Origin of the sequence: Candidatus Phycosocius bacilliformis, assembly GCF_003112735.1 — a bacterium.
Taxonomy (GTDB): domain Bacteria; phylum Pseudomonadota; class Alphaproteobacteria; order Caulobacterales; family Aquidulcibacteraceae; genus Aquidulcibacter; species Aquidulcibacter bacilliformis.
The window spans coordinates 16043-37062 of the sequence record NZ_BFBR01000014.1 but is presented as its reverse complement, the minus strand read 5'-3'; the positions used below and the strand labels follow the sequence as shown (position 1 = coordinate 37062).

Sequence of the window (21020 nt, the reverse complement as noted above, 5' to 3'; positions counted from 1 at the left end):
GCACTTTGCGCGCCTTCTTGCGGCGCAGGTTTTCAACCTGCGGCTTGGCGACCAATTCATGCTCCAGATCAAGCGCCATCAGGATCAATATCCGGCGCAAGAAGGCCTCAAGCGCGCGCACCCCCGCGCGCAAACGTGCGGCCACCGCCTTGCGCACAAAGTGTGGCCGTTCCCACAAATTGTCCTTTGCCAAGACATGGCCATGCAGCTGTAAGGCGAGGGACAGCACAAAGGCAAAGGGGGCAAGCGAGAAGGCCATGACACCATCATGGCTGGGGATGTTGTGCGGTGGGATAGATTGGAATGGCCCCCACCCCCACAATGCTATCATCCCGGACGGCGAAGCCGATCCGGGATCTCATTGCGCACGTGCGCGAGGAGGTCCCCGCTCTGCGCTTCGCTCCGGCGGGGATGACGTCGTTTAGAGTTGGTTGCATTTATAAATGGGTGTCATCCCGGACGGCGCAGCCGATCCGGGACCTTGTGCCGCACAGGCGCGAGGGGGTCCCCGCTCTGCGCTTCGCTCCGGCGGGGATGACATCGTTTTTGGAAGGATTCTGATCTGGAAGCGCTTTGGTGCCCAATCTGGTCACCAAACCGCAGCCTCAATTGTTTCTGCGACAACTGGGTGGTCAAGTGCGCAGCTTTGCTGCGTCGCGCTGCGATCGGTTTTCAGAGAAAACCGACACTTGACGACCCAGATGTCGCGCTCAAACTCGATGAGCCGTTTTGGTGAAACGCAGGTTTCACCAAAGCGGTTCTAAGTGGAAGTGAACTTCCACAACAGCGTGTCATCCCGGTCGGCGAAGCCGATCCGGGATCTCATGACGCTAAACGCAAACGGGTCCCCGCTCTGCGCCGCGTTCCGGCGACGAGGACAGTGCAGGTTTCACGACGTGGTTCTGAGCAAAAAAGCTCAATGACTGGCTCACAGCGTCCTTAGCTTAAGCTGGCACAGAATCGCTGGATACGCCGACAGGCTTCTTCCAATTGCTCGGTAGAGGTTGCGTAGGAAATCCGGAACGCAGGACTGCCCCCAAAGGCTGCACCATGAACGACGGCCACACCTTCGGCTTCCAACAGTTCGCGGGCAAAATCCTCATCATTGGCAATCACAACCCCAGTTGGTGTTGTCTTGCCGATCAAGCCGGCACAGGACGGATAGACATAAAATGCCCCTTCTGGCTTGGGACATGACAAGCCGGTCGCTTGGTTAAGCATGGAGACCACCAAATCGCGGCGCTCTTGAAATACTTTATTGCGCGCAGGCAGAAAGTCCTGCGGGCCATTGAGAGCTTCAACCGCGGCATATTGGCTGATTGAGGTTGGGTTGGAGGTTGACTGGCTCATGATATTGGCCATGCCCTTAATCAACCAAACCGGTCCCGCCGCATAACCAATACGCCAACCCGTCATGGCATAGGCTTTGGATACGCCATTCATGGTCAATGTGCGCTCATAAAGAGCAGGTTCGACGGCCGCGATGGTGGCAAATTTGAAGCCGTCATAGAGCAGATGCTCATACATATCGTCGGTCAGGATCATCACATGGGGATGGCGCAAGAGCACGTCGGCCAATCCGCGCAAATGTTCGGCCCCATAGGCCGCCCCGGTGGGATTGGAGGGCGAATTGATAATCAACCATTTTGTCGCCGGGGTAATGGCGGCTTCCAATTTTTCAGGGGTCAATCGGAAGCCTTCTTCGGCCGTGGTTTGCACCACAATCGGGGTCGCACCGGTCAGATGGACGATGTCGGTATAGCTCACCCAATAGGGGGCAGGGATAATGACTTCATCGCCAACATTCAGTGTCGCCATGAACGCATTATAGATGATGGGCTTGCCGCCGGGGGCCACACTGACTTGCTCTGGCTTGTAATTCAGCCCATTTTCCCGCAGGAATTTGGCGCAAATTGCCGCTTTCAGTTCCGGGATACCATCGACATTGGTATATTTGGTCTTGCCTGCCCGGATGGCTGCAATGCCGGCTTCTTTGATATTGTCAGGTGTGTCGAAATCCGGCTCACCTGCGCCCAGACCGATGGTATCGCGGCCTGCTGCCTTCAGTTCGCGCTCTTTTTGGGTCACCGCCATGGTTGGCGATGGCTTGATGCGGGCGAGGGCGGCAGACTTGAAGGGGGTCATCGGAACGGTCCTTTGGTGGCGGCTAAGAAAGCCCGGCCTCTTTTACGGTGCTGGAACGTGGGTGCAAGGCCAAAGGCCTTGTCTTTTCAGCATGGCGGCCGCCCATTGGTGGGTGTGCTAGCCCTCCGCGGCCCGATGTAGGCGGTCCAAAATGGCTTCTCCCAAACCGGTGGCTGGTATTGGTGCAAACGCTATGGCTCTGGGTTTTTGGGCATCAGCCGCGCGCAAATAAGCAAACAGATTGGCTGCGGCCTCGGTCACATCGCCGGTCGGCGACAGATTAAAGTCCGCTGCTGCACAATCGGGGCCAAAGCCAATCCAAATCTCTCCTGGAGCCGGAGCTGTTACATTGAGGCGAACCAGGGCCTGCGGCGCATAATGGCGCAGCACCATCCCCGGCGCAGGCGGGGCGGCCTGATCAACTTCATGGGGGGACATCAACGGACCGGCGACCGCTTCAAGCGCCTCCCGTGATAGCCCGCCGAGCCGCAGAAGTGTGGCCCGCTCTCCGTCGACGGCCACGACAGCGCTTTCGAGCCCCACAGCGCAGGGTCCTCCGTCGACAACCAGTGCGACATGAGCGCCCAATTCGGATTCAACATGGGCGGCCAGTGTGGGTGATGGCCTGCCCGATAGATTGGCCGACGGGGCTGCAACAGGTTTGGCAAATGCTTGCAAAACGGCCTGCATCACAGGGTGTGATGGCACGCGCAGCGCAATGGTTGGCAGGCCGGCACAGGCCAGCTCACACACCGGGCAATCAGCTGTCCGCGGCACCACCAAGGTAAGCGGGCCGGGCCAGAAAGCCGCTGCGAGGCGCGTCGCCAGCGGCGAAAAAACCCCCAACTTCTGGGCTGCGGCCAGATCGGGCACGTGTGAAATCAGTGGATTGAAGTGTGGTCGACCCTTGGCAGCAAAAATGCGCGCAACAGCAGTGCTTTGGGTTGCATCGGCTCCCAGGCCATAGACGGTCTCGGTCGGCAAGCCCACCAAGGCGCCGCGTGACAAGGCGGCAACGGCTGCTGTGACGGTCGATAAAGCAGGGGCGGATTCAGGGTCCATGGCCGTCCTGTGACAGCTTGGCCGGGAAAGTCAAAATGCCACAGCAGCAAGAGTTCATATGACTCGACATATCACGAAGAGTTCACGCGCCTTCAACTTTTGAATCAACACCTTGTGAGGCGGTCCATGGATCGACATATGCGCACGAGCAACATTTGGAGGCCTACTCATGACATATTCTGTATCTTTCGCTCTTGCAGCGGCCGCCGCCCTTGCATTTGTGGCGCCTGCCCAAGCCCACAAACACAAGGGCCACAGCCACAATTCTCAGTGCCCCGCTGCCACCGCTGCAGATATCGAAGGCCAATTCGCTCGGTTCAATGCTGCTTGGGCGACCAAGGATCCCGCCAAGGTAACCCCATTGTTCGCCAAGGATGCGGTTTTGCTTGCGACAGTTTCCAATACGCCGCGCACAACACCAGAAGCCATCAATGATTATTTTGTCGGCTTTTTGAAGAATAGCCCGGTTGGCACAATCCAAACCAGCACGATTGCGATTGACTGCAAGACCGCCACCCGTCTGGGAACTTGGGACGTCGCGCTGACCAATCCAGAAACCAAGGCTGTGACTGTGGTGAAAGCGCGTTATTCATTCATCTACAAATATGAAGAGGGTGCGTGGAAAATCTATCACTTGCACTCGTCGATGATGCCAGAACCAACCAAATAGGCTGATTGCAGCGCATCAGCATTGCTTGCTATCTCAGAAAGGCTGGGTCCATCGGACCCAGCCTTTTTCGCATCTATTTGCGGGTTGCCCGAACGGCGACGGTGACGACCACCTCGCGGGCGACCCACTCAGCAGCGGCATCAGACTCCAGCCCGAGTTTCAGATTGATCCGGTCGAGCCGGGCCTGTCCGGTCATTGTGGCCACATTGCCATTGATGGTCAGCGCAAATGGCAGGTTGACCCGATAATTGACGCCTTTGATGGTCAAGATGCCGTCGGCAACATAACGGCCCGGCCCCGTTGACCGAATGGACTGAGTGGCAAAGCGGGCCGTGGGAAACTTGCGGGCGTCAAACCAGTCCGGGGTCGCCAGATTGTCGTCTGGTTCCTTGACACCAGTCACAGCACTGCCGGTATTGATGGTGATGAGAGCTTGGCTGCCAGCCAGATTGGCGGGGTCAAAGCGGATATCGCCTGACCATTGGCGGAAACTGCCATTGACGGCATTGCCGGCCCATTTGGTCGAAAAACCGATCCGGCTTTGGCGGGCATCAATGGTCCAGCCTGCGGCAGGATTGGCGGCAGTTGCTTTGCCAGCAGCAGGGCGGCCTGCTGGCTGGGCTCCGGCCAGACTGGCAGGCACAATCAGGGTTGCGAGCGCGAGACACGCGACCGCCAAGGACTTCGACATGGGCTTATTCCTATTCCGAGCGCATGAAAGGCAGCATGCGGGCCATCACGTCATCTTCATTGATGAACATGTGCTTGAGGGCTGCCCCCACATGAATGACAAACAATACAATCACCCCCCAAGCCGCCACACTGTGTCCAGCTTTGGCCATTTCGTTCAATTCCTTGCGGAAAGGCAGATCGGCCAAAGGCAGGCGAGGCCATTCAAACAGACCCCACCAATGGGTGGCAATATTGTAGGGCGAGGTGGAAATGATCACCCAACCCCCAAGCGGGATGCCAATCATCAGCGCATAGAGCGCGATGTGGGTGGCTTTGGCGGCTGTAACCTCCCACGCTTTCATCGTCTCGGGCAGAGGCGGCGGGGGATTGGCCAGGCGCCAGAACAAGCGCAACAAAGACAGGAGCAGAATGGTCAGGCCTGCACTTTTGTGCAGTTGGAAAGCGGCAAACTTCTCAGCCCCCTTCAGGTCTTCCATCGCCCAGCCACCGAGGATCTGCATCAAGATCGCTGCAGCAATCACCCAATGCAGCACAACGGCTACCAGTGTGTAGGTTTGACGTGATGGTGTTCCTGCCCCTGTCTCGTGCGTCATGTTTTAGCCCTTTTTCAGAAACTCAGCCTCGATGATCAGATCTACTTGATCACCAATTCCGAAATTAATCCAGTTGTTCATGCCCCAATCTGACCGCTTGAGCGATCCGGTGGCCGAAAAGCCAACATTCTGGACGCCGCGGAACGGGCTCAATCGGCCTGTATTGTACGTGACATTCAACGTGACAGGCTTGGTAACGCCAGCCACGGTAAGGTCGCCCGTCATGAGGCCGGTGGTGGCTGATGTGGCGACCAATTTGGTGGACTTGAACGTGATGGTCGGATTGGTTTCAGCCTTGAAAACTTGCTTGGCAATTTCGCCGTCAAACTTTGGCAGGCCGGTATTCACCGAGGTCGCATCAATCGTGATGTCAGCAGAAGAGGCTGTCGGATTCTGGGGGTTGAAATTGATGGTGCCCGAGATTTTGTCGAAGCGGGCGGTGTAGGTGGACAACCCGCTGTGATCGAGGCGCCAATGCACGGACGTGTGCGTTGGCTCAACTTCATAAACACCAGCCGGTTGAGCCGCCAGATTGGCAGCTTTGGCGGGGTCAGCGGCAGGCGTTCCTGCGGTTGCGGTAACCGCCAAGCCTGCGATCAGGACGAGTGGGGCTGCAAGGGCAAGCAATGTGGTGCGACGCATGGGGAAATTCCTCTTTTGGATGTCGATTTGTTTATCTGGCTCAGTCAGCCTCGCGCTGGCAAAGCTGCCGACATAGGATAGATAGAGCCAAAGCACCGCCTTGCCGAGAGGCCTAGGCCAAAATATCTGAAACAGTCCGTTGCCTGGAATGGTGAAGTTCGCCAATCTGCCAACACGTCACGTCTTGGGAATTCCATTATGACCTATGCTGCCCCCGTCCGCGATATCCGTTTTTCGCTTGAAGAGATTGCTGGATTGGCAGACTTGCGCAAGCAAGGCCTGTTTACCGAGGCCAGCGCGGATTTGATCGAACAGATTTTGGTTGAGGCCGGCAAGCTGGCGGGGGATGTGCTGGCCCCGCTGAATGCAGCAGGTGACCGGGCTGGAACCCAATTGACGCCGGATGGCTCAGTGGTTTCGCCTGATGGCTTTGCCGAGGCGTATCGGCAGTTTGTCGACGGGGCTTGGCTATCGATCCCGTTTGATCCCGCGATTGGCGGCATGGGCCTTCCCAAAGGGGTAGCCCTCGCGGTCCATGAAATGATTCATGCCGCTAACATGAGTTTCGGCCTGTGCCCCATGCTGACTTTGGGAGCTGTGGAGGCCTTATCCGCCCATGGCACAGATGCGCAAAAGGCGCTGTATCTGCCCAAGCTCGTCACCGGCCAATGGTCGGGTACGATGAATTTGACCGAGCCGCAGGCAGGCTCAGACGTTGGTGCGTTGACCAGCCGTGCCGAACCTCAGCCAGATGGAACCTATAAGATCTTTGGGCAGAAAATTTACATCACATGGGGTGAGCATGAGATGGCCGAAAACATCGTCCATCTGGTTCTGGCCCGACTGCCTGATGCGCCCGCTGGCGTGAAAGGAATATCGCTCTTCCTCGTGCCGAAGTTCATTCCTGATGCTGAGGGCAAGCCTGGGCACCACAATGATGTGCGCTGCATCGGCTTGGAGCATAAAATGGGGATACATGCTTCCCCGACATGCACCATGTCCTATGGCGACCAAGGCGGGGCGATTGGCTGGATCATTGGCGAGCCGAATAAGGGCTTGAGCTATATGTTCACCATGATGAATTCGGCCCGCCTCAATGTTGGTCTGCAGGGTGTAGCGGTGGGCGATGCTGCGTTTCAGAAGGCCTATGCCTATGCCGGTGAACGCAAACAGGGTCGGGCGGAGGGTTGGACCGAAGCCGGCCCCAGCCCCATCTTCCACCATGCCGATGTGCGCCGCATGTTGATGACAATGAAGGCGAAGGTTTCTGCCGCCCGGTCTATCTGCCACATGACCGCCCTTGCCGCGGATGTCGCCGAGCAAGGCCATACGGCAGATGACCGCCGCAAAGCCAAAGCGCGTGAAGAATTGCTCACCCCAATCGCCAAGGGCTGGTCAACGGATATGGGGGTGGAGATCGCCTCATTGGGTGTCCAAATCCATGGCGGCATGGGCTTTGTAGAAGAAGGCGGTGCCGCCCAATTCTATCGCGATGCGCGGATCGCCGCGATTTATGAGGGCACCAATGGTATTCAGGCGATTGATTTGGTCAGCCGCAAGCTGACCATGGACGATGGCGCCCCCGTCGAAGCCTTGATCGCAGACATGCGCGCAACTGCATCTGCGTGCGAGCAATCCGGCAATGAACAGGTTAAATGGATCGGCAAACGCCTCAGCGAGGCAGTGGATGTGTTTGCCGATGCAGCCCATTGGCTGATCCGCGCCCAAGCCGGCAATGCCAAGCGCGACGCTTTGGCCGGAGCAACGCCCTTTTTGAAGCTTGCAGGCGACGTGACAGGAGGCTGGACTTTGGCGAAAGGTGCCTTGGCCGCGCTTGGCCATCTCAAGTCCAAATCAGCCGATACTGCCTATATGACGGCGCGAATTTCGCTTGCCGGCTTTTTTGCCGAAAATGTCTTGGCGCAAGTTCCGGGCCTTCTGGCCTCGGTAACGGCAGGATCGGATGTCTTGTTTGAACCTGAAATGGATGCTCTGGCCGGCTGATCGGCAAGAGCAGCCAGCTTAGGCGGCTGCCTTTGCGCCGATCTTGGCGGGGTCTTGCACGTAAAGTCCGCGGCTGCCCGCCACAGGCTTGAATGCATCTGTGACACCCATCACAGTTTCTGCAGCACCCAGCAGCAGATAGCCTGGCCCATCGACTTGCTGGGCCATGCGCTCCAGAACCATTTTCTTGGTCGGCATGTCGAAATAGATCAGCACATTGCGGCAGAAGATCACGTCAAACCGGCCTAAAGCGCGGAAATCGTCGAGCAGATTCATCGTGCGGAAGCGGATACTGGCTTTGAGCCGATCATCAATCTTCCAAGAATCGCCATCTTTCTTGAAGTATTTCAACAACATCTGCACAGGCAGACCACGCTGGACTTCAAACTGGGTGTAAATACCAGCTTTGGCCTTTTCCAAGCAACGTTCGGAAATATCGGTTCCCAGAATCTCCAGACGGCAACCGCCCAGCTTTGGTCCGAGGGAGTCCGCGATCATCGCCAAAGAATAGGGTTCCTGACCGGTCGAGGCGGCTGCGCACCAGATTTTGATCGTGCCGCCACGCTTACGGGCAACAAGATCGGGCAAAATGGTCTGTTCGAAAATATCGAACGGGGTTTTGTCTCGGAAAAAGAACGTCTCATTGGTCGTCATCGCGTCGACTACCGCTTCAATCAGGCGGGCGTCACGGCGGATGCGAATGGCGCTGATCAGATCGTCGATTGAGCCAAAGCCATCTTTGCGGGCGATTGGAGCCAGCCGACTTTCAACCAGATACGTCTTATCAGCAGATAAGACGAGGCCAGAGCGTTCCCGCACCATCGAAGAGATGAAGTCAAAGTCGGCGGGTTTCATACGCTTACTCCACGCAAAATGCTCAAGATCGCCGGGGCAATCTGCTGGATTGGTTTGCAGGCTGTTGCCAGCCCTGCCTTGGTCACGGCACCGGGCATGCCCCAGACGACGCTGGTTTCCTCATCCTGTGCAATCAATTGTGCACCCTTAGCCACCAAAGGTTTGGCACCCAAAAGTCCATCCTGTCCCATGCCGGTGAGAATGACAGCAAGAGCCTTCTCGCCATAGGTTTCTGCAGCGGAGCGGAACATGGGGTCAACAGCCGGACGACAGAAGTTTTCAGGCGGCGTGTCGGTCAGGTTTATTCGGGTCACAGTCAGGTTGCGATGAATGACCATGTGGCGATCACCCGGTGCAATGTAGAACACACCTGGCTGGCCCTGCAGGCCATCGGTTGCTTCCACCACCTTGGCCCGGGTCTGTTTGCTTAAGTGTTCGGCCAGGATTTTGGTGAACATTGGCGGCATGTGCTGGGTGATAAAGACGGGGACTTGTACCTTGCCCGCCAATCCTTCGATCACAACCCGCAGAGCCTCCGGCCCACCGGTCGAGGAGCCTATAAAGATGGCCTCAGGGCGGGTCTTTTGGCTTACAGCGCGCAAAACCGGTGCGCCAGACGCAGCCGGACGGGCCCCGCCGGCTGTTGCAACCCCAGCGGCAGAGGCTGCTGGAACCATGACGGCCCGGGCACCCAACACCCGTACTTTAGCCAAAAGTTCGCGCTTATAATCGGCCGCACCAGCCAATTGGCTCGCGTCAGGCTTGGGAATATAGTCCGAAGCCCCCGCTGCCAGCGCTTTGATCGTCACTTCCGCGCCACGCTGGGTCAGGGTCGATGCCATGATGACGCGGCAGTTTGGCGCGGCTTTGCGAATAGCTGGCAGCGCAGTCACGCCATCCATCACCGGCATTTCAATGTCCAGAATGACCAGATCGGGCTTGAGTTTCTCGGCGTGCTCGACGCCATCTTTGCCATTTACCGCGGCACCCACAACTTCAATGTCATCCTCGCTCTTCAACCAGCGGCTGACGAGTCCACGAATGACGGCTGAATCATCGACTACCAGCACCCGGATTTTCCGGGCCTGACCAGATGCGTTGTTGATGGGGGTGCTGGCGGGGATCATGCGGGGACGACCAAGCCGACTTCAGCAAACTTCGACTGCACAATCTCGCTGTCAAAGGGCTTCATAATGTATTCGTTTGCGCCCGACTCAATGGCCTGGGCGATGGCGGAGATGTCGTTTTCGGTGGTGCAGAACACAACCACCGGACGGTCGCCACCTGGATCCTTGCGCAATTGGCGCAGGAAATCGATCCCATTCATGACCGGCATGTTCCAATCCAGCAGGATGGCATCGGGCATATTCCCGCGGCAGAAATTCAAGGCTTCGGACCCATCCCCAGCTTCCTCGACATGGAAGGACAAGTCTTCGAGGATGCGACGGGCGACTTTGCGGATCACGCGACTATCATCAACAACGAGGCAGGTTTTCATGGTCTTGTTTCCCGGTTCAGCTTGTGGCGACACAGAGCAAATGATCAATATCCAGCGTCATCAAAAGGCGGCCGTCGAGGCGGTAGACCCCTTGGCTGACATCCTTCCAATTGGGATTGAGATTGACAGGATTGGGTTCGAAATCTGAGTCCGACAGACGCAGAACTTCACCCACGGTGTCGACCAGAATGCCATAGGCCTCACCTTGATATTCCACGCCAACTGCCATCATGCCGGCAAAGCCTTGCGGGCGCTGCGGCAGGCCCAGACGGCAGCGGGCATCAATTGCGGTCACGATCCGGCCGCGCAGGTTCAGAACCCCGGCAATCTCGGGTCGTGCACCAGGGACAGGTGTAAGTCCCTTAAGCGAGAACACATCTTGAATGTCGGTGACTTTCACACCAAACAATTGGTCGGCGACATGAACTGTGACGAATTCCTTCGTCCCGGCGGCGGCTAGGGCCAGTTCGGTATCGCTGCGGGCTGCCAGAGCGGTCATGCGGCAATCTCCAGTTTCGAGGCGTGCTCGACGGCGGCAATCAGGCTGTCGCGGTCAGATTTGCGGACCAAGGTGGTAAAGCCAGTCGCATCGGCATCAGGTGACCCTGACAGAGCCACGATGCTGGTGCCCGCCAAGCGGTCATCGCTCAAGAGACGACGGGCCGCAGTCACATCCGCATCAATATCGGTCAGCACGGCTGACGGCTTGCGATATTCCGCGCAGACCAATGCAGCAGAGACAGTTTCCACCGCTTCGACTTCATAGCCCGCCGAACGCAAGAGCGGTGACAGCAAGTTGCGGAAGAATGGGTTCCGTTCAACCAGCACAATATGCTTGGCAGGTTTGTTTAGACCGGGATCATCCCAATTGTTCAATGTCAGGCTGAGATAGTGGCTGACATCGAGAATTTCGGTTGCTTTGCCTTTGATAACCGCGACGCCAAGCAGGCCGGGCCGATCGGCCGTCATTTCAATATCGAGGGCTTCATCGACAATATCGACGATCTTGTCGACGGCCATCCCAGCAGCCAAGCCATTATATGTGAATACCAGAACGGGCTGCGTGCCACTGCTGGCGACTTGGGAATAGGGATCTGCGGCCACGATTGGCATGAGTTCGCCGCGATACTGCACCAAAATGCGGCCATCGCCTTGTTCGAACGTACCCGCATCGAGCTCTTCCAGACGTGTCACCAACGACAAAGGCACTGCTTTTGGCTGGTCGCCGCCGGCATTGAACACGATCATCGACGTGGTCTCGGGCCGGTCGCCACGCTTGGTCTGGACGGCCTCGACAGCTTCTTCGACAACTTCCTCGGCTTGGCCGACGCGGCGATACACAGCACCTGGGTCAATAATCATGATCACAGAGCCGTCACCGAGGATGGTGGCACCTGAGAAAGTACCCACATCGGCAAGTGCCTTGGACAATGGCTTGACCACAATTTCCTCGGTGTCGAATACTTCATCCACCACCACGCCAAACAATTGACCTGAGTGCTGCATGACCACAACAAAGGCTGAGTTTGAGTCATCAATCACCGGATCGCGCGGTGGCTCACCCAATACCTCGGACAGATCAACCAAGGGCAGCAGCCGGTCACGCAGACGCAGGACGCGCGCGGAATTGAGGATTTCGACCTTGTGTTCGGAACCTCCACCAGCACCCACCAATTCGACGATGGAGATTTGGGGGATGGCGAACCGCTGATCGCGCGAACCCACAACCAAGGCCGACACAATGGCCAAAGTCAGCGGGATCTTGATGAAGAATTTGGTGCCCTTGCCTTCGGTTGATTGCAGATCGATGGTCCCACCAATCAACTCGATATTGGTGCGCACCACATCCATGCCCACGCCACGACCCGATATGCTGGTTACCGCAGCCGCCGTCGAGAAACCAGGCGCAAAGATGAAGCGGTGGATCTGGGAATCCGACATCGTCCAGGCTTGTTCTTCGCTGACCAGGCCGTTCTTGATCGCCTTGTCGCGGATGCGCGAGGTCGACAGACCCGAGCCATCATCGGAGACTTCAATCACAATGTGACCGCCTTCATGATAGGCATTAAGGCGGATCGTGCCGGTTTCCGACTTACCGGCTGCGAGCCGGTTAGCGGGCAACTCCAGACCATGATCGCAGGAATTGCGGATCATATGGGTGAGGGGATCTTTGATCAGCTCCAGCACCTGACGGTCGAGTTCGGTGGCCTCGCCATCCATGACCAGGTCGATTTTCTTATGTAGGTCGCGCGCGGCATCGCGCACGATGCGGGGTAGCTTCTTCCAAGCCGAGCCGATGGGCTGCATCCGCGTCTTCATCACACTGTCCTGCAGTTCAGCAGTCACAGCCGATAAACGCTGCAGCGGGGCTTTGAATTCGCTGTCGGTGCTGTTGCGCACCATTTGCATAAGCTGGTTGCGGGTCAGCACCAGCTCAGAGACCATCGTCATCAGGGTCTCAAGCACTTCGACATTGACCCGGATGGTCTGATTGGACACCGCGCCACCTTTGGCAGCGGAATCATCCTCCTCGTCCTTTACAGCCCGCAGTTCGGGTGCAGCCCGGCGTTCCACCACAGGAGCCGCTGGCACTGCCGCAGCCGCTGCCGCTGGTTGTGCGGTTGAGACCTGCTCGGCAGTGGTCGTGGGTGTATCGAGGTCATCATCTGGCGTAGCTGCGAGGAAAGCAGCTTCCAGCTCAGCCAAGGAAACTTCTCCTGGGCGCAATTCGCGGCCAAGGTCGGGATCCCAGCGCGAACTGGTTGTCGCAGCCGGAGCGGCTGGGGTTGGGGCAGGTGGTGGCGCTTCGACGACAATTTCTTCCACAACTGGGGCGGGGCTGGCGCTCTCTGCGGGTGGCTCGGCTGCAACATGGCCTTCTGCAGCCAGTTCAAGGGCTCCGATTAAGGCGCTGTCATCGCCTTCGGGTTCAACACCCGTGGCTTCCAATTCGGCCAAAATCTCTTTGATGCGATCAATGCTTTCCAGCACCAATTGCACCTGGTCAGGTGTGGCGACCAGCGTGCCATCACGGAACTTGCCCAACAGGGTTTCCCCAGCATGGGCAACAAATTGCAGTCGCGGCAATCCTAAAAAGCCGCATGTCCCTTTGATGGTATGAACCAGCCGGAAAATGCTGTTGAGCGTATCCCCATCTGTGGGATCGGCTTCAAAAGCCACAAGCTGGGTATCGACTGTTTCGAGGAATTCATTGGTTTCGGTGATGAATTCGCCAAGTAGTTCATCCATGAAGCTAGCCCTTTGTCGACGCGTTGGACTTGACGCTACACGCCACGTTACTGTGCAGCATGACGGTCGACGGTTAAGACAGGACTAAATTCTGCGCGGGACCTGCAGTATTATGCGTTGATACGCACAATCAGTTCGATGCGCTCGTCACTTTCGCGGGCAGCCAGTTCCGCCCGGGCTGCAGAGGCTGTCAAAAAGGCCATATAGGGCTGGACGGAGCGGCCATCAAAACCACCCTCAGGCAACTCACCGGCCAAGCCAGCACGAACAGCGGGCTTCAGGCTGGCGCGAGGGCCGGTGGCGATCACATGAAGCGTGAGTTTTCCATCCTCTTCATGTCCGGCCACTTCCAATGTGCCCCCACGCGGCAGGCAATCAAGGCCGACAAGGATCAGATTCATCAAGATGCGAGCTGCCGCACGTGATGTGGTCTGCACGGGCAAGGTCCAGACCAATTCCGGCTTTTGGCTGTCGATGAACCGGCGGGCCAATTCACGTAATTCGCCGAGATCGGCGGTGCCCACGCCTGTGGTCCCTGCCCCAAAGGTCGCGCGCATATATTCCAGCTTCACCGCGGCTTGGCCGGCCGAATTGCGGATCAATTCCATCGCTTGGTCGCGCATGTCCGCACCATGATCATCATCAAGAATGTCCAAGGCCGTGGTCAGGGCCGAAATGGGCGAGACCAGATCATGGCAAATGCGCGAGGAGATCAGGGCAACAAGTGTGGAGGCATCAATGAGCATGACGTATCTCTGCCCCGATTCGGCGTAGGACACGCATAGGGCTGGCTCAGTGAAGCCCAAGGCCGGTCCATTGGCCGATTTTCCTGCCCGTCCAGTCTGTCCTGCCGCATACTATATCTGGTGTTATCAACATGTAGAGTAGCGCCCATATTTGTGGAAAACCCAACCACTAGCCCTTGTGTTAGGTGATCGCATGGCTACTATGGCTGGGTATTTAATCGGCCGCCGAGATGGTGGCATAACAAGATATGGGGGCTTGCATGACCAATGGCTGGACGGATGATCGCGTCACACTCCTCAAGAAGTTGTGGACAGATGGCCTTTCTGCCAGCCAGATCGCCAAGCAATTGGGCGGTGTTACGCGCAATGCGGTGATCGGCAAGGTGCATCGTCTGGGATTGGCTGGTCGGGCTGCGCCGTCAAGGCCCGTCAAGCGCATTCCGGTTCCAACCGCACGGACCCGTCCAGTTCTGGTTGTCCCGCCACATGTGGCGGCTAAGGTTGAATCGGCTGTGAAAGCCTTGGCACCGGCTGCCCCGGCCCCGATCGTGAAGCCCAGCAAGCCGGTGTCGACGCCACAAAAGTCAGGTGATCTGATCGGGGTGCTGCAGCTTGGCAGCAATATGTGCAAATGGCCCATCGGCGATCCCGGCGATCCAGATTTCGGCTTCTGCGGGGCCCATTGTGCGACCGGGGCTGTCTATTGCACCGAGCATGCTGCGATTGCATTTCAGCCTGCGATCAACCGTCGTCAGGGCGGTGGTAGCAAAGAAGATCGCGCGGCCTCAGAAGTACGCCGTCTTGCCCGACTGGCCAATTTCTAAGGCTTCATGCCGCTTCTGACGGCGCTGCGCGGTGCCTTGGCTTGATCCGTCCAGGGCGCACGCTCTTTATAAATGAGCCAAAGCTAAAGGCCGCGCCCGCAACAGGTCGCGGCCTTTTTCGTGGTTGGGCCTCTGGTGTCAGTCTTCCAGCAAACGTCGGGCGATGACTTGGGCTTGGATTTCGCCAGCCCCTTCAAAGATGTTGAGGATACGGGCGTCCTGCAGCACGCGGCTCACAGGATATTCCAAGGCAAAGCCATTGCCACCATGGATTTGGAGCGCATTGTCAGCTGCTGCCCAGGCAACACGTGCGGCCAACAGCTTGGCCATGCCTGCTTCGAGGTCGCAGCGCTTGTCTTCATCTTTCTGGCGGGCGGCAAAATACGTGAGTTGGCGCGCACCAAGGATTTCGGCAGCCATTTGTACCAGCTTGTTGTGGACACGCGGAAAGCTGAAGATGGCAACGCCGAATTGTTGCCGGTCGAGCGCATAACTCAAGCCCAGATCCAAAGCATTTTGGGCAACACCGATGGCGCGTGCAGCGGTCTGAATGCGCGCACTCTCAAAGGTCGCCATGAGATGCTTGAACCCCATGCCTTCAACGCCCCCGAGCAGGTTGTCGGAGTCAACTTTAAAGCCATCAAAGCCCAGCTCATATTCCTTCATGCCGCGATAGCCCAGAACTTCGATCTCGCCACCAGTCATGCCTTCTGCTGGGAAGGGCGTGTCGTCGGTGCCGCGCGGCTTGGTTGCCAGAAACATGGACAAGCCAGAGAAATTCGTGGTCTCAGGTTTGGTTCTGGCCAAAAGCGTCATCAAGTCGGCCCGCGCGGCATGGGTGATCCACGTCTTGTTTCCCGTGATTTCCCAATGTGTGCCCTTATTCTCCCCGCGGGTCCGTAAAGCCCCAAGGTCTGAACCTGTATTCGGCTCGGTGAAAACCGCAGTTGGGAGGATTTCCGCGCTGGCAATCTTGGGCAGCCAAGTCTGCTTCTGCGCCTCGGTCCCGCCATTGAGAATGAGTTCGGCGGCAATTTCTGAGCGTGTCCCCAACGACCCCACACCGATATAGGCGCGCGACAATTCTTCTGACACCACACACATGGCAGTCTTGCCCATGCCCGAGCCGCCATATTCTTCCGGAATGGTCAGGCCAAACACGCCCAGATCCCCCATCTCGGTGACGACCGGCATGGGGATTAATTCATCGGCCAAATGCCAACCATGGGCATAGGGGGCGACTTTTTCCTGCCCAAAGCGGCGGAATGTGTCGCGGATCATTTCATAGGTCTCATCAAGTCCGGTGGCCTCAATCGTCCCCTTGCCTTGGGCTTGAGCGACAAGATCGGCTGCTTGGGTCTTCAGTTCTTGGGTTCCAGCCCCCAAAAGCGCGACGGCGGCAGGGCCGGACAAAGCATCAGCCACCACATCCTCAAGACCCAATTCGCTGGGGCGAATCGTCTCGCCCTGATTCATGGCGATCCCACCTTTGAGGTCGCCAAGATAATGGGCAAACAACAGGCAGGATAAGGCGCTTTCAGTCTGGCCAAACTGGTTGTTGCTTTGCAGTGCCTGCGCCCAATTGGCCACTTCCCGCAAGGTTTCGACATAGGTCGTCACCCATGCCAAGCCGTGAACAATATGTTGCTCAACATCAATCAGCTTGCGGTCAATCTTGCCAGCAGGCGCCACGCGTGCGCGCACAAAGGCAAGGGCGGCAGCCTTGATTGGTTCCAAAGCATTTGCCGCTTCTGCCAGAAGAGCAGGGACGGTGACTGGCGACAATTCCAAGTGAAGCTTGGGTGTGGCGGCGTTCATGGTGAGACCCTCTGATTTCGCATCTGCAGCATGACATAGCGCACAGCCGCAGGAAGGCAAAGACGAATCTTCGCCCGATCTGCGCATGATTATTCCAAAAAACCGCTGATCATCCCTGATTTCGAGGGATCATTTTCCTGTAGAGCGGGGTTTGCCGTAAAAATAGCCCTGTTGGCCGATGACACCAATCTCACGCAGGGCTTCGGCTTCCTCCGCCGTTTCAACCCGCTCGGCAACCGTTTCCATGCCAAGACCACGGGCCAATTGGTCGATGGCGATTACGAAAGCACGGCTATCGTCTCTGGATTCAATGTTTTGGACATAGGCCCCATCGATTTTGATCTCATCGAGTGGCAAGGCCCGGATCGAGCGGAATGATGTATGCCCTTCGCCAAAATCGTCCAATGCCAAGCGGGCACCCGCAGAGCGGACGGATTGACCAAAGCGGGCGGCAGCATCCAGATCGTGTATGGCAATCGACTCTGTGATTTCAACAGTCAGCCGGTTTGAGATCGCCTGATTATGGCCGAGGATTTCCAGATAATCCCCACAGGCGGCTGCATCCGCGATCGTGCCGGCCGACACATTGATCGCCAATTGCGTATCTTGTTCCCGTGTGAGCGCGCTCAAAGCCAGATTGAGCGTTTCAATATCTAATTCCCCAACCAAACCGGCCCGTTCTGCGGCGGGAATGAATTCCACCGGCCCAACAATGCGACCATCGACTTGGATCAAGCGGGATAGACACTCCCAGCGCACCACCTGATTGTCGGCGCTTGAAATAATGGGCTGGCGAAACAGACACATGCGATTGTCGGCCAAAGCCGATTTCAGCATCAAGGCCTCAGGATCATTTGCTGCCCGTGGAACATGGGGGACATATTCGGGTGGCAAGGCCGTAATTTCACGGAATACGATGATCTGTTGCGCAACATTGGCAATCACCTCCAGATTGGAGGGACGGCGGATCCGAACTGGATGGCCCCGCCGTAAGGCTTGAAATGCGGCCCCCTCAACCGCCAAGTCCAATTCATCAAAATGGCTTGGTGGTTGGGAAGATTGCAGAAACAAGCAAGCTTTAGTTGGGTCGATCCAGGTCAGCCGCCCCGCCCCGTCGATTTGACAGGCGGTCGCATGCAATAAACTAAGCGCGTCTGCAGCTGGGTTGAGCGACACGTCAGAGGAAAGCTTGGTGTGAAGCGGGCGGACCATAGCATTACCTCTGACCTATTTCCCGCCAAAAGAGAAGCGGAAAATTGACGTACCGATCACTTCTTGGGTGGTGCAGTTTGGGGCCGACCACCCGCCCGATCTGCGGCCTTTTGCGATACCACACTGGGCAGCGGCACCACTGACAACGCGGTTTCTACGGCCATCAAAGGCACTTCTGGCGGGGTTGGCCAAACCGTCGCCGGCTTTTTCACCGTCGCGCTTGTCGCCTCGAGGTCAGCAGGTTTGAGATTGCCGGTAATTGCAGCCAGTGCAATGGTGGCAGCTTGCAAATCGCGGATCGCACGGGCTTCGGCCAATTGGGCTTCCAGCAATTCCTGTTGCTGGATCAGGACATCCAGCGTCGTCCGCAGACCAACCGATTGCTCAAGTTCTGCCCCATCAAAGGCAATTTGGGCGGCTTTGACTTGCTCAGCTGAGGCGGCAACAGCGATGCGGGCGATCTTGATCTGGTTCCAAGCATTGGTTGTGCGCTCGGAAATCTGCCGTTCACCATCCACTGCTGAATATCGCGCGGCATTGGCATTGCCGAGAGCTTCTGTGACACGCGAACTGACCAGACCGCCGGTAAAGATTGGCACGCTCAAGCGGGCCGTAATGGCTGTACTGCCACTGCGATTACCATCAAAACTGGAATTCTCGCCCCACCCTTGGCTTGCTTGTACGGTCAGTCGTGGGCGGTTCTCGGCTTCAATCACTTTGGCCCCGGCCAAAGCAATGGTCTCGCCAAGCCGGATGGCAGCCAAGTCTGGATTATTGGCGCGGGCCAAGACCAAAGCCTGATCGAGGCTGCCAGGACCGACCACTTCCTTGATCTCAGGTGTCAGGATCGTTGGAGCCTGTCCGATCAGCCGTTCAATCGCCGATCTACTGGCATCAACGGCGGCTTCGGCGGCTGCGAGTGCCGTTTTGCTCGCCGCCTGGCGGGCTTCAACTTGGGCAACATCGGTTTTGGTAACGTCACCAACGTCAAAGCGGGCGCGCACTGCTTCCAATTGGCGATTGAGCGTTGCCAGATTCTGGCGGCGAATCTCCAAGGCTCGCAAATCCCGCCGCAAATCTGCGTAGGCGATGACAACATCGCGCATCACCGCCAATTCGCTGGCCGCCAGACGGGCGTCGGCTTGGGCAATCTGAGCATCTGCAAGGCTCATGGCGGCTTTAACCCGTCCGGCCAGCCAGATCGGTTGTGACGCCGTAATGCCATAGGTTGTGGGTGTGGTGTTGCTTTCAATTCGGCCCGAGATCACCCCAGCAGAATTGATCGAGCGTGTCCAAGCGGTCTGATCAGCATAGGTGGCTTCACCGGCTATGGTCATCCGGCGCTGCGCATTGGCTTGAACGCGGCGCTGACCGAGCGCACGCAAGCTGGCACGTTGGGCCTCTAGGCCGGGATTGGTCTGCAAAGCCAACGTGACCGCTTCAGGCAAAGTCTGGGCAATTGAGGGCGTGGTATGGGCCGCAAAAGCTACGAGACCCAAAGCGAAAAGAGCGGCGTTTTCTATTTTTTTCATGGTGAAGAGCATCTTTTTGTTTGGTTGCCACTTGATGTGGCTGGGGAGGGATGAGGTGTTGGGAAGACTTTCTGGGCATGACAGGGCATGGTCTGAAGGCGTGTTCATCTCGCAGTCAGGCAAATCATCAGACTTCCTTTCATCATCATCACGACTAATTGAGCGCAAATTGCCTCTTTTGGCTAGATGGCAATTGACCAGCGCTTCGCTGCGGCCACAAACTTTGGCTCTGCGCCAACTTGGGGCTTTACGGTCCAGGTGGCTGGACACGGGGCCGGATTGAGGGTGTAGTAAAGACATGCGTGCGACGACAGATCTGCCAGCAACCACAAGCTCAGACAACCAGATTCAAACTGCAAACAAGCCTTTTGGCCCTCTGAGATGTCATGGCCTGGCGCGGCGCGAGGTGATCGCGCTGGGGGTTGGCGGCTGCGCTTTGGGTGCTTTGGGGCCGTCAATGGCCTTGGGTGCTGCGCCCTCGGCTCGATCCGAGGAGCGTGGTCTCAATCCTTTGTCTTGGCTCAACCGGGGTCGGGACAGTTTTGAGACAGTCTATGAAGCCTCAACGGGTGTGGTTGCCGCCCGTATGACCGATTTTTCTTTATCCACGCCAACTGGCATGATGTGCCGGGCGCGATTGGCCTATCCCGTGACGGTGTTTGACCGCATGCCGCTGATCGTTTTCTGTCCCGATCAGGAATGTAGCGGGGCGATGTATGATGCCTTTATCGGTGGGCTAGCGGCGTCGGGCTATTTCGTCATGGCCGTCGATCCTATGCTGCAACAGTCGAACACCATGGGCCGCAGCGGTGCAACGACCGTCGCCGATCATGCCACCGGCCAAGCGGGTTTGGCCGAGACGCAATTCCTTATTGATCAAATTGGGGAAGCCGCCAAAGTGCTGGGGCCGCGCGCCAACCGTGTGGATGCCAGTCGGGTTGGGATCAGCGGTCATGGAACAGGCGCTTGGAAAGCGTTGCATCTGGCGGGATGGGGCGTTGAAGGCGGCCGCGCTGATCAAGGCCGGGATGGTCGGATCATGGCTGCTTTTGCGCTCTTCCCCAGTACAACGCCGTCCGCGGGTCGTCTGCGGAGCGGTGCTGGTGATCAAGGCACCTTGGCGCTGGTAGCTGGTGCGGCATCAGGCCTGCCCATCGGCGCACCCGGCAGCAATCTGTTGACTTTGGCTTTGCCCGTGCAGACCACTCATTTTGGCGGATTGATTGGCTGTCCTGCCCCCGGTGGTCGCTCTGGCAAGAGCCAGCCACGCGAGGCCCGACCCTTGGCTGCGACCATTGCTGCGGCCTCGATCTTTTTTGACTGGGGTCTTAAGCGCAAGGGTGATCGCAAGCGCACGTTACTGGAATTGAACGGGCGCGTGGTTGAGGGGCTAAGCCAGCCCTTGACGCTCAATCGGGCTTAATCCCGCCTATGGGGTGGCGAAGGTGCAATCATCATTGGCGCTCCGGCAGCCAAT

At 57.5% G+C, this 21020-nt stretch carries 19 protein-coding genes; 4 read left to right on the top strand and 15 right to left on the bottom strand.

From position 1 onward, the window contains the following. The 3 genes from PbB2_RS15645 to PbB2_RS15630 form a co-directional block, all read right to left on the bottom strand. The coding region (locus PbB2_RS15645) for a hypothetical protein (RefSeq protein ID WP_133245860.1) at positions 1 to 259 on the bottom strand (259 nt) is incomplete at its 3' end. Between the two features lie 680 nt (positions 260 to 939). Next, the gene (locus PbB2_RS15635; RefSeq protein WP_108986317.1) at positions 940 to 2145 is read right to left on the bottom strand and encodes a pyridoxal phosphate-dependent aminotransferase; all 1206 of its coding nucleotides are present in this window, start codon (positions 2143 to 2145) and stop codon (positions 940 to 942) included. Between the two features lie 117 nt (positions 2146 to 2262). Further along, positions 2263 to 3207 (bottom strand): L-threonylcarbamoyladenylate synthase, encoded by a 945-nt coding sequence (locus PbB2_RS15630; RefSeq protein WP_108986316.1) that lies wholly within the window; start codon positions 3205 to 3207, stop codon positions 2263 to 2265. Between the two features lie 169 nt (positions 3208 to 3376). On the opposite strand from PbB2_RS15630, the gene PbB2_RS15625 reads away from it, so the two are divergent. After that, the gene (locus tag PbB2_RS15625) at positions 3377 to 3877 is read left to right on the top strand and encodes an SgcJ/EcaC family oxidoreductase (protein WP_108986315.1); all 501 of its coding nucleotides are present in this window, start codon (positions 3377 to 3379) and stop codon (positions 3875 to 3877) included. A 73-nt stretch (positions 3878 to 3950) separates the two neighbouring features. Here PbB2_RS15625 and PbB2_RS15620 read toward each other — a convergent pair whose 3' ends face one another. Genes PbB2_RS15620 through PbB2_RS15610 form a run of 3 tightly spaced genes read right to left on the bottom strand, consistent with a single transcriptional unit; the run spans position 3951 to position 5805 of the window. Next, positions 3951 to 4568, bottom strand: coding sequence for a YceI family protein (locus PbB2_RS15620; RefSeq protein WP_108986314.1), 618 nt, complete (start codon positions 4566 to 4568; stop codon positions 3951 to 3953). A 10-nt stretch (positions 4569 to 4578) separates the two neighbouring features. Next, the gene (locus tag PbB2_RS15615) at positions 4579 to 5163 is read right to left on the bottom strand and encodes a cytochrome b (RefSeq protein ID WP_108986313.1); all 585 of its coding nucleotides are present in this window, start codon (positions 5161 to 5163) and stop codon (positions 4579 to 4581) included. A gap of 3 nt (positions 5164 to 5166) precedes the next feature. Further along, the gene (locus PbB2_RS15610; RefSeq protein ID WP_133245859.1) at positions 5167 to 5805 is read right to left on the bottom strand and encodes a YceI family protein; all 639 of its coding nucleotides are present in this window, start codon (positions 5803 to 5805) and stop codon (positions 5167 to 5169) included. Positions 5806 to 6003: 198 nt separating this feature from the next. Here PbB2_RS15610 and PbB2_RS15605 point away from each other — a divergent pair, with 198 nt between their 5' ends. Further along, a complete protein-coding gene (locus tag PbB2_RS15605; protein ID WP_108986311.1) occupies positions 6004 to 7809 on the top strand; it encodes an acyl-CoA dehydrogenase in 1806 nt (601 codons plus the stop codon). An 18-nt stretch (positions 7810 to 7827) separates the two neighbouring features. On the opposite strand, the gene PbB2_RS15600 is transcribed toward PbB2_RS15605, so the two are convergent. The 6 genes from PbB2_RS15600 to PbB2_RS15575 form a co-directional block, all read right to left on the bottom strand. Then, positions 7828 to 8664, bottom strand: coding sequence for a CheR family methyltransferase (locus PbB2_RS15600; RefSeq protein WP_108986310.1), 837 nt, complete (start codon positions 8662 to 8664; stop codon positions 7828 to 7830). Beyond that, the gene (locus tag PbB2_RS15595) at positions 8661 to 9791 is read right to left on the bottom strand and encodes a protein-glutamate methylesterase/protein-glutamine glutaminase (RefSeq protein WP_108986309.1); all 1131 of its coding nucleotides are present in this window, start codon (positions 9789 to 9791) and stop codon (positions 8661 to 8663) included. Before PbB2_RS15595 ends, PbB2_RS15600 begins: the two co-directional genes overlap by 4 nt. Beyond that, positions 9788 to 10162, bottom strand: a complete 375-nt coding sequence (locus PbB2_RS15590; protein WP_108986322.1) for a response regulator — start codon at positions 10160 to 10162, stop codon at positions 9788 to 9790. Before PbB2_RS15590 ends, PbB2_RS15595 begins: the two co-directional genes overlap by 4 nt. Positions 10163 to 10178: 16 nt before the next feature. Further along, a complete protein-coding gene (locus tag PbB2_RS15585; RefSeq protein ID WP_108986308.1) occupies positions 10179 to 10661 on the bottom strand; it encodes a chemotaxis protein CheW in 483 nt (160 codons plus the stop codon). Continuing rightward, entirely contained in the window at positions 10658 to 13411 is a 2754-nt protein-coding gene (locus tag PbB2_RS15580) for a hybrid sensor histidine kinase/response regulator (protein WP_108986307.1), read from the bottom strand. Before PbB2_RS15580 ends, PbB2_RS15585 begins: the two co-directional genes overlap by 4 nt. 110 nt (positions 13412 to 13521) lie before the next feature. Next, positions 13522 to 14157, bottom strand: coding sequence for a histidine phosphotransferase family protein (locus tag PbB2_RS15575; protein ID WP_108986306.1), 636 nt, complete (start codon positions 14155 to 14157; stop codon positions 13522 to 13524). A 260-nt stretch (positions 14158 to 14417) separates the two neighbouring features. On the opposite strand from PbB2_RS15575, the gene PbB2_RS15570 reads away from it, so the two are divergent. Then, complete coding sequence (locus PbB2_RS15570; protein WP_108986321.1) at positions 14418 to 14981, top strand: GcrA family cell cycle regulator; 564 nt, start codon at positions 14418 to 14420, stop codon at positions 14979 to 14981. Positions 14982 to 15119: 138 nt separating this feature from the next. On the opposite strand, the gene PbB2_RS15565 is transcribed toward PbB2_RS15570, so the two are convergent. From PbB2_RS15565 to PbB2_RS15555, 3 genes are all read right to left on the bottom strand, one after another. Continuing rightward, positions 15120 to 16799: an acyl-CoA dehydrogenase family protein gene (locus PbB2_RS15565; protein WP_108986305.1), complete on the bottom strand. Its 1680-nt coding sequence runs from the start codon at positions 16797 to 16799 to the stop codon at positions 15120 to 15122. 129 nt (positions 16800 to 16928) lie between these two features. Beyond that, positions 16929 to 18011, bottom strand: a complete 1083-nt coding sequence (locus tag PbB2_RS15560; protein WP_108986304.1) for an EAL domain-containing protein — start codon at positions 18009 to 18011, stop codon at positions 16929 to 16931. 56 nt (positions 18012 to 18067) lie between these two features. After that, positions 18068 to 19543, bottom strand: coding sequence for a TolC family outer membrane protein (locus PbB2_RS15555; protein WP_192576394.1), 1476 nt, complete (start codon positions 19541 to 19543; stop codon positions 18068 to 18070). Between the two features lie 298 nt (positions 19544 to 19841). Between PbB2_RS15555 and PbB2_RS15550 the strand changes: the two genes are divergently transcribed. After that, positions 19842 to 20966 carry an alpha/beta hydrolase gene (locus PbB2_RS15550; protein WP_108986302.1) on the top strand — a complete coding sequence of 375 codons (1125 nt, stop codon included), beginning with the start codon at positions 19842 to 19844 and terminating at the stop codon, positions 20964 to 20966. Positions 20967 to 21020 lie beyond the last annotated feature (54 nt).

What these genes read in the sequence shown, in the direction of transcription:
- PbB2_RS15590 (WP_108986322.1), bottom strand. Translation starts at nt 10,162, where the DNA reads ATGAAAACCTGCCTCGTTGTTGATGATAGTCGCGTGATCCGCAAAGTC.
- PbB2_RS15560 (WP_108986304.1), bottom strand. Translation starts at nt 18,011, where the DNA reads ATGGTCCGCCCGCTTCACACCAAGCTTTCCTCTGACGTGTCGCTCAAC.
- PbB2_RS15595 (WP_108986309.1), bottom strand. Translation starts at nt 9,791, where the DNA reads ATGATCCCCGCCAGCACCCCCATCAACAACGCATCTGGTCAGGCCCGG.
- PbB2_RS15550 (WP_108986302.1), top strand. Translation starts at nt 19,842, where the DNA reads ATGCGTGCGACGACAGATCTGCCAGCAACCACAAGCTCAGACAACCAG.
- PbB2_RS15610 (WP_133245859.1), bottom strand. Translation starts at nt 5,805, where the DNA reads ATGCGTCGCACCACATTGCTTGCCCTTGCAGCCCCACTCGTCCTGATC.
- PbB2_RS15580 (WP_108986307.1), bottom strand. Translation starts at nt 13,411, where the DNA reads ATGGATGAACTACTTGGCGAATTCATCACCGAAACCAATGAATTCCTC.
- PbB2_RS15570 (WP_108986321.1), top strand. Translation starts at nt 14,418, where the DNA reads ATGACCAATGGCTGGACGGATGATCGCGTCACACTCCTCAAGAAGTTG.
- PbB2_RS15615 (WP_108986313.1), bottom strand. Translation starts at nt 5,163, where the DNA reads ATGACGCACGAGACAGGGGCAGGAACACCATCACGTCAAACCTACACA.
- PbB2_RS15575 (WP_108986306.1), bottom strand. Translation starts at nt 14,157, where the DNA reads ATGCTCATTGATGCCTCCACACTTGTTGCCCTGATCTCCTCGCGCATT.
- PbB2_RS15605 (WP_108986311.1), top strand. Translation starts at nt 6,004, where the DNA reads ATGACCTATGCTGCCCCCGTCCGCGATATCCGTTTTTCGCTTGAAGAG.
- PbB2_RS15555 (WP_192576394.1), bottom strand. Translation starts at nt 19,543, where the DNA reads ATGAAAAAAATAGAAAACGCCGCTCTTTTCGCTTTGGGTCTCGTAGCT.
- PbB2_RS15625 (WP_108986315.1), top strand. Translation starts at nt 3,377, where the DNA reads ATGACATATTCTGTATCTTTCGCTCTTGCAGCGGCCGCCGCCCTTGCA.
- PbB2_RS15630 (WP_108986316.1), bottom strand. Translation starts at nt 3,207, where the DNA reads ATGGACCCTGAATCCGCCCCTGCTTTATCGACCGTCACAGCAGCCGTT.
- PbB2_RS15620 (WP_108986314.1), bottom strand. Translation starts at nt 4,568, where the DNA reads ATGTCGAAGTCCTTGGCGGTCGCGTGTCTCGCGCTCGCAACCCTGATT.
- PbB2_RS15565 (WP_108986305.1), bottom strand. Translation starts at nt 16,799, where the DNA reads ATGAACGCCGCCACACCCAAGCTTCACTTGGAATTGTCGCCAGTCACC.
- PbB2_RS15600 (WP_108986310.1), bottom strand. Translation starts at nt 8,664, where the DNA reads ATGAAACCCGCCGACTTTGACTTCATCTCTTCGATGGTGCGGGAACGC.
- PbB2_RS15585 (WP_108986308.1), bottom strand. Translation starts at nt 10,661, where the DNA reads ATGACCGCTCTGGCAGCCCGCAGCGATACCGAACTGGCCCTAGCCGCC.
- PbB2_RS15635 (WP_108986317.1), bottom strand. Translation starts at nt 2,145, where the DNA reads ATGACCCCCTTCAAGTCTGCCGCCCTCGCCCGCATCAAGCCATCGCCA.